The following is a 12394-nucleotide window of genomic DNA, read 5'->3' on the forward strand; positions in this document are numbered from 1 at the left end:
ACTACAATGTCTCAAAAAATCGTTCGCGTTGGCGACATCGAATGCGGGTCGGATGAGTTGTTCCTCATTTCCGGACCTTGCGTTATTGAAGACGAAAAAATCATGATGACGGTAGCCGAACAACTCCGGGAAATCCAGGAGCGGGTTGGCATCAAGATCATTTACAAATCGTCGTTCCAGAAAGATAATCGGTCCAGCCTGAACTATTACAATGGCCCTGGTATCGACAAAGGCATGAAGATTCTGGCTAAGGTAAAGGAGCAGTTCGGCTTTCCATTGCTGACCGATGTGCACTATCCTGACCAGTGCGCACCCGCTGCCGACGTAGTTGATGTCCTGCAAATTCCGGCTTATCTCTGTATGCAGACCATGCTCGTGGTGGCAGCGGCAAAAACGGGAAAAGTCGTGAACATCAAACACGGTCAGTTCCTGGCTCCGGAAAATATGAAGCATCCGGTCAAAAAAGTCGAAGATTCCGGCAATGACCAGATCATCCTGACCGAGCGCGGTTATACCTTCGGTTACAACGACTTAGTGGTTGATCCGCGCAGTTTCTACCACATGGCACGCACTAACTACCCCGTGGTGTTCGACGTAACCCATGCCATCCGGAAATACGGGATTCCATCGGCTGATGCTAAAGGCGGAGCACGGGAATACCTGCCCGTATTGGCTCGGGCGGGGGTGGCTGCGGGTGTTGATGGGTTGTTCGTGGAAACGCACACCTGCCCATCGGAGGCCCTTTGCGATGCCGCCAGCCAATTGGATATTCGCTATCTGGAGGAATTTTTGAAGCCTTTGCTCGAACTGCACGCAGTCGAAGTAAAATACCGGAACACGTTACCAGAACTAGCTTAATGATGTAGGGTATTGGGCATAGGATCTATCAACCAGATCCTATGCCCAATTCCTACATCTTTTTTATGATTGATATCGAACAGACTTTTACGGCGCTTGGCGGCCAATTTGTAACAGCTCCCGACGTACTGACTGAGAAGCTCAAGGCCGTTCGGGCCATCGTGTTCGACTGGGATGGCGTGTTCAACGACGGGGTCAAAACCGAAGCGGGCAGCAGTTCGTTCAGTGAGGTCGATTCGATGGGTACCAACCTGCTCCGATTTGGTTTCTGGCTGCATCATGGAGGGCAATTGCCCGCCGTTGCGATCATCACGGGCGTGATCAACGGCCTGGCCGATGCCCTCGTACGTCGGGAACATTTTCATGCCTGTTATTCACAGGCTAAGAACAAGGTAGAGGTGCTGGCTCATTTTCTGGATCAGCACAAGCTACAACCGAGCGAAGTCGCGTTTTTTTTCGATGATGCCCTCGATCTGTCCGTTGCCCAAGTCGCTGGCGTGCGCATCATGGTGCGTCGGAATGCCAACCCACTGTTTACCGATTATGTGATTCGCAACGGGTACGCCGATTACGTGACGGGTAATGAGAGCGGTCATTTTGCGGTGCGTGAAGGGTGTGAACTGATGTTAGGATTGCTCGGTCAGTTCGATTCCGTCATGGGTGAACGACTGCGCTACCGACCCGTTTATGACCAGTATTACCAGCAGCGGCAAGCCATCGAACCCAGCTACTGGCTCGTCGGACCGGATGGCCCGGAACCTAAAACCGTGTAAATAAATGCTAGATACTGGATGAAGGATACTAGGTTGTTCTACGAATAGCGTCCATAATCCGGTGTTTAAAATCTCACATTCATTAAGCCAATTATGATTATCGGAATAATTCCTGCGCGCTACGGGTCAACCCGGTTTCCGGGGAAACCACTGGCTGACATCGGTGGCAAGTCAATGATCCAGCGCGTTCTGGAACAGGCCTGGCAGGCGAAGTCATTGGACAAAGTCGTTGTGGCAACGGATGACGAGCGCATTGTGGAAGCGGTTCTGCGTATTGGTGGTGAGGCTGTTATGACGCGGACCGACCACCCGAGCGGTACGGATCGATGCTGGGAAGCGTACAGCCGACTGATTGCCGAAGCGGATGTTCGCTCGCTTTCGTCGGATTATGTGATTAACATTCAGGGTGACGAACCCTTCATTGATCCTGAGCAAATTGACGAGCTGGCGGCCATGCTGGATGGTTCGGTCGAATTAGCCACGCAAATGGCGTCCGTCGATTCCGCTGACTTGCTGCACAATCCCAAAGAGGCCAAAATTACGGTCAACGCGCGCAATGAAGCATTGTATTTTAGCCGGTCGGCCATCCCGTACCTGTGGGGTTTAGATCCGGCTGTCTGGCACCAGCACCATGTTTATCATCGGCACGTTGGGTTATACGCGTATCGGGCTGATGTTCTGGAAAAGATCACCCTACTGCCCCCTTCTCCGCTCGAACAGGCGGAGTCGCTGGAACAACTCCGCTGGCTCGAAGCCGGTTACCGGATCAAGCTTATCGAAACGCGGTATCAAACGCCGAGCATTGACGATCCTGCCGACATCGAAAAGGCGCTACGCAGCGTGCAATAGCTGAGAACGGTTGGTTTTGAGTTGCGTCCAGAGTTGATACTGTACCCGGCCCACACCAATAAACACGCCACTGCTTTGAGTGTGTAGGGCTGGAGAAAGTACGTCTGGACGGAAAACAGGAACATGTCGGTGGGGCGAGCGAAGTGAAACTAATCACCAGAACCCGTAGGGCTTAATCTAGCCGAGCCAGTTGAGCAGGTATTAGAACGGCCCCATCAATCAGACCAAAAATAATCGGTATCGATACGACTTGCCGATTTATCTTTGCCCAACTATGTCCTCACATCACGTTGTCCGCGAAAAACAAGAGCCTGCTCTACTAATTGCCAATGGCGAAGCCTGCCAGCCCGACCTATTGGGGCAATTGCTGGAGTGGAGCCCGACGGTAGTTGTGCTCGACAGTGCGATCTGGCGGGTGCTGGAACTGGGTATTAAAATCGACGTGCTGCTCGGCGATTTTGACCGCGATATGGACCTTGATCAGGTTCGGTCGCAGCAATACCCGATCGACATCGTCCATACGCCGGACCAGGACAAAACGGACCTCGATAAAGGTATTGAGTACCTCATTGAACGCGGTTATCCGGCTGTCAATATTGTCTGGGCAACGGGTCGCCGGGCTGATCATAGCCTGACGAATATGACAAATATCGTGCGCTACAAGGACCGGATTCGTATCGTCATGATCGATGATCACTCCCGAATATTTCCACTGGTTGGCCGGTTTGAGAAGTGGTACGCAGCCGGAACCCCCATTTCGCTGATCCCGGTCGGAACGGTAACGGGTTTCACATCTGAAGGGTTAACCTACAACCTTCAGGACGCTACGTTGACGCTTGGTTACCGGACCAGCAGCAGTAACGAAGCGGCTGTCGATGGGTTCGTTCGTGTCGAAGCGCAAACCGGCGATTTGCTCATTATGGAATGCTGGGATTAGGTTGTCAGTAGTACTTACCCCGCTCTAAAGCGCTGTTGCAGGGGTTTCTCCACCCAGCGGTACAAACCGTAAGCAAGGGCTATTAAACACATAAACAGGAATCCTAGGTTTGTACCGGTCAATTTTTGCTGAATGAGTTTGCTGATGACGCCAATGTGAATCAGGTAAAACGCGTAGGAACTTTGGCCTAAAGCGAGTGCTATGGGTTGGGCTAAAACTCGTTTTAAACGAGATGGTTCGCAGAGCAGCCCATGCACGAAGAAGCCAATACCAACGGATAGGCCAAGGTTATAGGCAATAAATTCGCTCCATACGAGTGTGGTCGAGCTGCTGGCCTGACCCGTTATCCAGGTTTGCCAACCTACACAGACCGCTACTAGCACGAGACCATATATGGTCGTATAGCGTACGCCCGTTAACCTGCCGGAATGCCACTGCCAGGCAAGCCACATACCAACGATGAAATCGAAAGAGCGCCCGAAAAACGTGTAAAAAAGCACAAAAGGCACGCTCCCGAACAAACCATGCCAGTGTAGTCCGCCGACGACCAGCCACAAAAAGAGACCGGCGCTGACCAGAAAAGCCGTGAGCCATATCGGTCCCCAACGGCGGAGAACGACGAACAACCAGGGCGCTGTTAAGTAGAAACATTCCTCGACGGTCAGGCTCCAGCTTTGGGCAAGGCCACTGAATTTGTACGGCTCGAAAAAACCTTTGATCAATGTCAGGTTAACGCCAACCTCAAACCAACTCACCGATTGACCGCGCCAGATCGCAACACCAATCGTTAAGGCCAGTACCAGTATGTATACTGGAAAAATTCGGGCAAACCGGTTCTGGTAATATGCTCGCCATGACCAGTTTGTCGTATCAAGGTAAGCATTAGCGTATCGGTGATAGATCAGAAAGCCACTGAGAGCAAAGAAAATCGTGACACCTGCGTACCCCTGCGCTACCAGTCTATGTAACCAGCCATCGTCTGCAACTGGGTTGTAGTGATGCACGAAAACCAGATAAGCCGCTACCGCTCGTAGTCCCGTCAACGCGGGAATATAACGGGGAACAGTATTGCCCTGATTCGGATTTCGCGCAACCATCAACGGATAAGAATCAGACGACCGCGAAGTTTGTTCCGTACCGTGTCGGCAAGGGGCCAATCTTGTCCAGCTTCATGAATCATGAAATGGTGGAAATACAACCCGGCCGGGACTGGTTCGCCCGAATCGGTACAGCCATCCCAGTGCCATTCGTTCAGACCGATGCGGCTAGAAAAATTTGCCGGATTCGCGGTCAACTGACGTAGTACATGCCCATTCAGGTCTGTGATTGTCAGTGTAATCGCGTCGGGTGCTTTGTCGCCCGTCAGGCGAAATGCAAACGTCACCCGATCGCGAAACGGATTTGGATAGATCGTAAAGTCTGTTAGTTCCCGCTCGTTGATCACCCGAAAACTGATCTGATACGGGGCTGCGGCATTGCCTACCGCGTCGCGGGCGGTGACGCGCAGCTGATAAAGGCCCTCGGTCAATAGCGGTGATGCATAGCGAATCCGAAAAATAGTATCGGCTCCGGCGGGTTGACTCGTCGCATTGCGCCAGCTAAGTCGTTCGAACAGATTATCGTTTCCGGGCCGTTGCAAAAACATATCTATTCCCACCGTATCGCGCCGGATTAGGGAGCGGTTGTCATCGGCTACCAACACGTCAATGGTCGGTCGCGCAGATACGGGTGCACCATCGTCAATTCGGTTGCCATCGATGGCGACTTCCAGTAGCGGCCCAACCGGATCCGGTCGTACCTGTATCGGCAGGTCAACGGTGTTATTGATAAAGGAATATTCCGGTAAGATTCGTGGGTTTACCGTCAGAATGAGTCGGTTCGTGCCTGCCAGATTTTCGGTCGGAATGTGGGTGATGAAACGCGTCGTGTCACCAGGAGCGGGGGCTTTTATCCGCCATTGGGTGGTGAGCGACTGGGTAAATTTTGCTGTATAGATGGATTGTTGTACGGTTAGCGAGTCGGTGAAGGCGTAGGCGCTTAGATTGGTGAACAGTATAGGTATCGCAACCACATCACCCTGTTGACGATCGGCTGGTAAGGCCGCGCCCAGTTGAATCTGACCTTCGGGCAAACCCTGCATAGTGCTGGTGGAGTCAAACGTAAAGGAACCGGTTACCCATTCGTTCGGCGCGATGTCTGACTCCCGGACTCGCCAATAATACCTTGTTCCGGACTGAGCGGTCAGTGTAGCCGGGTAGCTAATCGTGGTTTCAGCCCTGATGCGCTGGCTGAGTCGGTTGGGACTGTCGAACCGGGTTGTCGTGTCCAGTTCCAGCTCAAAGGAGCGTACGTCACGAGCAAAAGACTGAGCAGTTAGTCGGACGGTGCGCGAGTTGATCGTGTCGGAGACCGGCGGATAAATCAGCGCGATACCTGGGCCGGTAACCATCCATTCTATACTGACCTGATTATTAGTCCGATTGCGTTCGTGTATACTATTCGTCGGGTTGAGCGTAACGTCGAACTGATTCAGGCCAATCGCGTAATGGTCGTTGGGCAGACTTAGCGTGAACGTGTCGCGAAAGGCAACCGCGTGTGGTAAGGTTAGGGTATACACACCCGATTGGCGGCCATTGACTTGTCTGCTGATGCGAACAGAAATTAACTCTTTCCGGTATTGCCCCTGATTTTCGACTACCATCGTTACCCGTACCGAGTCGCTCAGTGTCGAGAGGGCCTGATTTTTCGAATCACGAATGGTGATCCCACCGGCTGCCATAGCGTAATCGGGCGTGTCGAACGGGAAGATCCGAATGGCCGGGTCGCCCTGTAAAACCATCTGTTGCGTGTTTGATAAATCGAAGCCATCGGGTGTCTGTACCAGGGTGCGCCGGATGGTTTCCTGCTGGATCTCGCCAATCGGCTTTGTCAGAAACGTGCTGTCGGCTAGTAAGTCGTAGAAATGGCGGCTGTATCGATCCAGCACATCAACATACCCCAAGTGGCTGTTGGCAATAACAGCAATAGCGCCCCGGTTGGGCGTTAGTAGCCAGTCGGCACTAAAGGTTGGCTGACTGTAAAAGATGTTCCCGCTGGCGCAGCCATTGATTAGCATGAGTGGATACTGGCCTTTATTCGCGTAGCCCAATGCGTCGTTTGAGCAAAAGCCAATATCCAAATCCGTTACATCGAGGCTCGAATGGCCGAAAAATGTCATAAGCCCCACCCCCTCATTGACTTGTCTGGCGACGTTGATCGTCTCAACCGGACTATCGGTTTGCTTGGCAACGGTTATTACGTGCGCCCCCAGCGATTCGGCTGCGGCTTGTTTTTCGTATCCCTTTAGCAATGCGTGAAATAAAATCGCTTCGTTCGTCGTATAGCCACCGCTCAGGTGCAGTAGTTTTTTGCGCCACGGCTGGGTTGCCGGTAGTGCTTCAAACTCCCTGACCTTATTCAGATAATCGATGACCTGCTGTGGTTTTGTCGCATTGAGCCGGCCCGTCGGAATCGCCGGTACATCCTGCGGTTTCCCATCCAAACCAGCCGTAAACACAACATCGGAGCCGGGAAACCCCGCCGTGGGGACCAGATCGATTGTCGCCTGATTGGGGTTACGCCGTACGCCGGGTGTGCTGCGACCCTGGCCAATGAGCAGCAAGAAACGGGGTCGGTTGACCGCGCCACTACTCTGCCGAAGCAGCTGATCGGCAAACCGCCGAATGGCGAGTGGATGGCGTTCGCCGTAGCTGAACTGATCGAAGAGCTGCTGGACGGTTGTTGTGAGTGTATCATGCTGACCACCAGCGATGGATGCTCGGTAGGCAGCATAGGCTTGTACTGCATCGGGTTGCCCACTGGCCGGTTTCATCAGGGATTCGTGGCTGATAATGACGTACGTTGGCCGGCGACCTGACCAGTTCGTAAACGTTACGGGCGAGATGCGGGAAACTCGTATGGGTTCGCTGCAACGGAGCAGCGTACGACTGCTCTCTGTATCACGCACAACCAGACTGACGGAATATCCGGACGAGGTGGTACTGCCCATTCGAATTGGAGCCGTAGGATCTGAAATGTCCCAGAATTGGGAAGCAGCAGGCACACTTTCAATGGTTACCAGCGAACGGCCAGCTGTATTTGCCGTAAGTTGAAAGGTTTGCAGAGGCAGTCCGTTGCCCACGAAACGCTGGGGATAACGCAACCGAATGTAGGATACAGAATACGGATCGGCTGTAAACTGTTCACCCAACGAGACGGTCGAAACCACGAATTGCCCATCTTCGCCAACGTCAGACCAGCGTAACTCGCTGAGCAGGAGGGTATTGTCATAGCGTTGAAAACGCAGTGAATCGAGTAAACGTCGTGACGCCGTAGAGGACCCAACGTGGCATTGAACCGTATGATTGATGTAGTCGCGACCGACCAGCAAGACCGCCAGTTGCGGTGATGGCCCAGCGCGAAAAGCATTCGTCGTGGTAAACGTATTATCGTAGAATTTACCTTTCTGCTGGACAATGCCCGTATAGCCTTCACCCGCTTCAAAATAGCTGTACTCAACCTTGGGAGGAATGCCCGCTGCCCAGCCCGGATAGGTGTCGGTAAATACGCGTATGTCTTCTGCCCAGTGATAGGGGTCGGGTGTCAACCGCGTAAGATCGGTATCAGTGTAGGTATCCATTCGTTTTCCGGGCTTACCGTCGAGCCGCCAGGTCAGAAAATAGGCCGTTGTGTCGTTGAAAAGGCTGTAGTACTTGTGGGGCTGGGCACTGATGGGTCGGTAGAGTAATGAATCCTGCGCGCCATCGTTGCCACGACCGTAGAATTCCACGAAATCAGTTGTATCGAATCGGTTATCCGCTTCGCCGTCTACGTAAATCGCCTGTTCAATACCGCGATGGAAGAGTTGTAACGTCTTCGGATTGATCGTCTGAACGGGAACGCCTGCCTGCTGTAGGTCAGCCATGGTGACCCGATACACATTACGTTGGGCAATCGGTAACTTGAAATACGTCTGGTCGTAGCGAATCCACTCGTTCCCCGCCACCGGACGCTGCGCCAAGGACAGGTGACTGAAAATCAGGCTACAAAGACCGCAAAGCCAATAGTTATGCATAAGGGTACATTATGGTAGATAAAGTTACAAAAACTTCGTCTCCAGCCATACCGTAAGACTACCACTCACCCGTTTTTTTTGCCGTTGATCAGATCAAGCTGAAATTTTTAAAAAGGTACCTTGCATCACATAGTACCTTATGCTACCTTTGATGCACGGATTTCGGATGATGATTAACCGTCGGTGGTAAACCCGATCGCATTCAGTCGTTGTAATCAGGAGTTCGTAACTGCCAGAGTCGACGCCCCGGATTGTCCAACGTCGGATTGGAACAACTACTTAAATCACAAACACCGATGAATATTGAAAATGCTCAGGTGCAGATGCGAAAGGGAATTTTGGAATTCTGCATACTGCACATCATATCGAGGGGCGAAGTGTATGCCTCCGATATGCTCGATGAACTGACGTCTGCGCGAATCATGGTGGTGGAAGGTACCCTTTATCCACTGCTGACTCGACTCAAAAATGCGGGCTTGCTCGACTACAAATGGGTAGAATCAACGTCAGGGCCACCGCGAAAATATTACATTCTGACCGATCTGGGCCGTGATTCGCTTGGGTCGCTTAACGATACCTGGCAGGAACTTGCCGAATCCGTGAACTCCATCGTTGGCAAGACTGATCAGCACAAGAAACCGGCCAACGGCAATGCCGCACCCATGACGAATGCGTCCGATCCCATCACTCCTTCAACCAACGCTTAACCTATTCACGTTTCAATCGCCATGAAAAAGACAATAAGTATCAACATAAGTGGGGTCATCTTCCACATTGAAGAGGATGGCTACGACAAGCTCAGGGGCTACCTGACGTCGGTACAGCAGTACTTTTCGACCTATGAAGACAGCCAGGAAATCGTCACGGACATTGAGAACCGGATCGCGGAAAAACTGCTGGCTAAACTCAAAGCCGCCGACAAGCAGGCGGTATCGCTCGAAGACGTGAACGAACTCGTTGCGGCTATGGGGACCGTTGCCGATTTTGAAGCCGTTGAGGAAGAAGAGGTGCTGGTCACCAGCGGTGGTCGCCATTCGGCGGCTGCATCGGGTAGCTCGCAGGCAACGGGCAACCAGACGGGAAGTCAAAACACGGGTGACTACGCATCGCAACCCGTAGGCGGAACGTATGCCGAACCCCGCCGACTCGTTCGGGATATGCGCCGGAAAACGTTGGGTGGGGTGGCCGCTGGCCTGGCCCATTACTTCAACATGGACGTTGTTTGGGTGCGCCTGATATTCGTTCTGCTGGTGGCTGGTTTACCCGCACTAGGTGGCGCGTCGAACGGTGATTTTTTTGGTGGGCTGAGTGGCTTCACGGTCATTATTTACATCGCCATGTGGATTGCTTTACCAGGAGTCACTACGATTGAAGAAGACAAAACGGTTAAAAAGTTCTTCCGAAATCCGGAAGACAAGGTACTCGGTGGTGTAGCCTCAGGAATTGCAGCTTACTTCGGCGTTGATCGGGGTATTATCCGGTTATTGTTTGTGCTGGGGATCGTGTTCTTCGGCGTTGGCTTCCTGCTCTATCTGGTTTTGTGGATCATTGCGCCACAGGCCAATACGCTGACTGAGAAAATGGAAATGCAGGGGCAGCCCATCACGCTCTCGAACATCGAGAATAGCATCAAACAAAACCTGAATATCAACGAGTCGCCCAATAATGAGAGTACGCTGACGCGGATATTGCTCTTCCCCTTCCGGGCAATTGCGACGATCATTGGTGGATTGGGTAGCGCGCTGGGTCCGCTCTTGGCGGGTACGCTGACGATTATCCGGGTCTTTGCTGGTCTGTTGATGCTGGTGGTTGCTTTCGCCTGTATGGTAGCCTGTTTGGCTGTGGTGGGTGCTTTTATCGGGTTTGAATCGGGTGCTCACTTTGGCAGCATACCCATCAACATGATTCGCAATGATATAACGGCTCCCATGGTACTATCGGCCTTCCTGGCTGGTTTCCTGCCCTCCTTTGGCCTGGCTATTTTAGGCGTCATGCTCATCACGACACGCAACGTGTTGAGCAGCCGTACAGCGTTAACGATAGCGGGTGTGTGGCTTGTCAGTCTGGTTATATTTGCCGGAACCGCTGCCCCCCTGATCAATAGCTTCCAGCGCCGGGGAACGGTCGAAGAAACCAGCGTACTGACGGTGCCAGCGGCAACGCCGACCTTCGCCATGAACGATCAGGACAACGACGACTGGCGTCCGTCCATCGAGCTGAAAGGGTACGAAGGTACGACGCTAAATCTGGTGCAACAGTTTAAAGCACAGGGCTCGAACCGGACCGAAGCGCAGCAGAACGCCCGTGAGATCAAATACACCTACACCATTAAAGATTCGACCGTACGCTTCGACAACGCACTTGAACTGAAACCGAATGCGCGTTTCCGGGCGCAGGATCTGGATATCGAATTGATGATTCCGTACGAGAAACCATTCCGGATGACCGAAGATTTCGCCCGCTTTATCCGGAATGAATTTGGTGGAAAAGAAATTGACCGGATGTCGTCGAGCCTCTGGAAGTTTACGAAAAATGATGGGCTGGTCTGTATCAACTACCCACGCGAAAAAGACCGCGACTATACTAGTGAAGACAACGATGTGACCGACATCACCGATGATGTGCAGAACGCCGTAACTGACGAATTGGGCGACGACTTTGACCATGTTGGCGATCATACCCGTCAGTTCAACGTAAACAATTTTTCGAAAGTAGACGTTGGGGGCGCGTTTGTGGTTCGTTTCCGTCAGGGTACTACCTACAAAGTGGTTGCTGATGGTCGCGAAAAAGATCTGGAAGAGGTAAACGTGAAGGTCGATGGGAATACGTTGAACGTATCGATTGACCGTAACGGCCTGTTCGACTGGAGCAACCGCAAACGTATTGGCCTGACCATCACGGTTCCGTCCATCAACGAACTTAAACTGTCGGGGGCCTCGAAAGCCAGTCTGACCGGTTTCCCGAACTACAACGACCTGAATATTGAGATGAGTGGTGCGTGCCGAACGGTGTTCGATGGTTCAGTCAAAAAACTTACCCTCAGCCTGTCCGGTGCATCGAATGCGGTCTTGCGCGGCCACGCCAATGAGCTAGAGGCCGATCTGAATGGAGCCAGTAAGGTAGAAGCCACCAGCATGGGTATCGACAAAGCGTCGGTTGATGCAACGGGAGCCAGTCACGCAACACTAGGTCAGGTGGGTTCGCTCGATTCCGAAACATCGGGAGCCAGCAAAGTGACTCGCCAGTAAGCTGATCGGTACCTATACAAACAAGTACGTAAAATAAACGGGTGACTGGGGTCTGATTAACTCCGGTACCCGTTTACTTTTGGTAATATTGATAGAATTGATGGCGATTCGGCGAGGAACGTTATATTTAAATCAGATTACCGTAGACTAAACGTAGTCAGGCACGTTCGAACGCTATGAAAAAGTTACTCAGTATTATTTTTATTACGTTGTTAACGCATTCACTGGTCAATGCACAGGCAGCAGCTTTGGTAAAGGTGAATATCTTCAATGCGGCTGCCGGTGTTTCGGTCGACATACAAACGGCCAATAGTCCGGAGAAGCCCATTCACATCAAATCCCGCACCTGGATTATTGTCCAGACCACTGGCGACAGTTTAGCCCTGATCATAAACAAGAAGCCTTATTCCATTCACTTCGAGCCGGGTAAACCATATTACTTCGTTGCGCAGGCAGGCCCCACAGCCCACCTCACGATGACCGAAAAGTCGGAGCGGGAATTCTTGCTAACCGCAGCCGCAAGCAACGCCCGTGGACCAGAAGAGTACACAATAAGCAACTGAGATTTGCCGTATAACGCGAAGCTCGTTCTTCACGCGTCTTAAAATCAGGTGCT

The 12394-nt window shown here is 52.3% G+C and carries 9 protein-coding genes; 7 read left to right on the forward strand and 2 right to left on the reverse strand.

Features of this window, described 5'->3' with window-relative positions; translation table 11 throughout:
* Positions 1-6 precede the first annotated feature (6 nt).
* The 4 genes from kdsA to GK091_RS21385 all read left to right on the forward strand — a co-directional run bounded on the left by kdsA (position 7) and on the right by GK091_RS21385 (position 3417).
* Entirely contained in the window at positions 7-858 is an 852-nt protein-coding gene (gene kdsA / locus GK091_RS21370; RefSeq protein WP_164041903.1) for a 3-deoxy-8-phosphooctulonate synthase, read from the forward strand.
* A 41-nt stretch (positions 859-899) separates the two neighbouring features.
* Positions 900-1631 carry a phosphatase gene (locus GK091_RS21375; protein WP_317166335.1) on the forward strand — a complete coding sequence of 244 codons (732 nt, stop codon included), beginning with the start codon at positions 900-902 and terminating at the stop codon, positions 1629-1631.
* Between the two features lie 93 nt (positions 1632-1724).
* Complete coding sequence (gene kdsB / locus GK091_RS21380; RefSeq protein WP_164041904.1) at positions 1725-2480, forward strand: 3-deoxy-manno-octulosonate cytidylyltransferase; 756 nt, start codon at positions 1725-1727, stop codon at positions 2478-2480.
* A gap of 274 nt (positions 2481-2754) precedes the next feature.
* Complete coding sequence (locus tag GK091_RS21385) at positions 2755-3417, forward strand: thiamine diphosphokinase (RefSeq protein ID WP_164041905.1); 663 nt, start codon at positions 2755-2757, stop codon at positions 3415-3417.
* 14 nt (positions 3418-3431) lie between these two features.
* Here the strand turns inward: GK091_RS21385 and GK091_RS21390 are convergent, their stop codons facing one another.
* Together GK091_RS21390 and porU2 are read right to left on the reverse strand one after the other, a co-directional pair.
* Complete coding sequence (locus GK091_RS21390; RefSeq protein WP_164041906.1) at positions 3432-4514, reverse strand: acyltransferase family protein; 1083 nt, start codon at positions 4512-4514, stop codon at positions 3432-3434.
* On the reverse strand, positions 4514-8530 hold the full coding sequence (gene porU2, locus GK091_RS21395) for a putative type IX secretion system sortase PorU2 (RefSeq protein WP_164041907.1): 4017 nt from the start codon (positions 8528-8530) through the stop codon (positions 4514-4516). The genes GK091_RS21390 and porU2 overlap by 1 nt, the downstream gene beginning before the upstream one ends.
* Positions 8531-8826: 296 nt before the next feature.
* On the opposite strand from porU2, the gene GK091_RS21400 reads away from it, so the two are divergent.
* From GK091_RS21400 to GK091_RS21410, 3 genes are all read left to right on the forward strand, one after another.
* The gene (locus GK091_RS21400; protein ID WP_164041908.1) at positions 8827-9237 is read left to right on the forward strand and encodes a PadR family transcriptional regulator; all 411 of its coding nucleotides are present in this window, start codon (positions 8827-8829) and stop codon (positions 9235-9237) included.
* Positions 9238-9258: 21 nt separating this feature from the next.
* On the forward strand, positions 9259-11778 hold the full coding sequence (locus tag GK091_RS21405; RefSeq protein WP_164041909.1) for a PspC domain-containing protein: 2520 nt from the start codon (positions 9259-9261) through the stop codon (positions 11776-11778).
* Between the two features lie 176 nt (positions 11779-11954).
* Positions 11955-12341 carry a hypothetical protein gene (locus GK091_RS21410; RefSeq protein WP_164041910.1) on the forward strand — a complete coding sequence of 129 codons (387 nt, stop codon included), beginning with the start codon at positions 11955-11957 and terminating at the stop codon, positions 12339-12341.
* The last annotated feature ends 53 nt before the right edge of the window (positions 12342-12394 follow it).

This window comes from Spirosoma agri (genome assembly GCF_010747415.1).
Taxonomy (GTDB): domain Bacteria; phylum Bacteroidota; class Bacteroidia; order Cytophagales; family Spirosomataceae; genus Spirosoma; species Spirosoma agri.

Coding starts and splice junctions, on each gene's coding strand:
- kdsA (WP_164041903.1), top strand. CDS start 7: ATGTCTCAAAAAATCGTTCGCGTTGGCGACATCGAATGCGGGTCGGAT.
- GK091_RS21375 (WP_317166335.1), top strand. CDS start 900: ATGCCCAATTCCTACATCTTTTTTATGATTGATATCGAACAGACTTTT.
- kdsB (WP_164041904.1), top strand. CDS start 1,725: ATGATTATCGGAATAATTCCTGCGCGCTACGGGTCAACCCGGTTTCCG.
- GK091_RS21385 (WP_164041905.1), top strand. CDS start 2,755: ATGTCCTCACATCACGTTGTCCGCGAAAAACAAGAGCCTGCTCTACTA.
- GK091_RS21390 (WP_164041906.1), bottom strand. CDS start 4,514: ATGGTTGCGCGAAATCCGAATCAGGGCAATACTGTTCCCCGTTATATT.
- porU2 (WP_164041907.1), bottom strand. CDS start 8,530: ATGCATAACTATTGGCTTTGCGGTCTTTGTAGCCTGATTTTCAGTCAC.
- GK091_RS21400 (WP_164041908.1), top strand. CDS start 8,827: ATGAATATTGAAAATGCTCAGGTGCAGATGCGAAAGGGAATTTTGGAA.
- GK091_RS21405 (WP_164041909.1), top strand. CDS start 9,259: ATGAAAAAGACAATAAGTATCAACATAAGTGGGGTCATCTTCCACATT.
- GK091_RS21410 (WP_164041910.1), top strand. CDS start 11,955: ATGAAAAAGTTACTCAGTATTATTTTTATTACGTTGTTAACGCATTCA.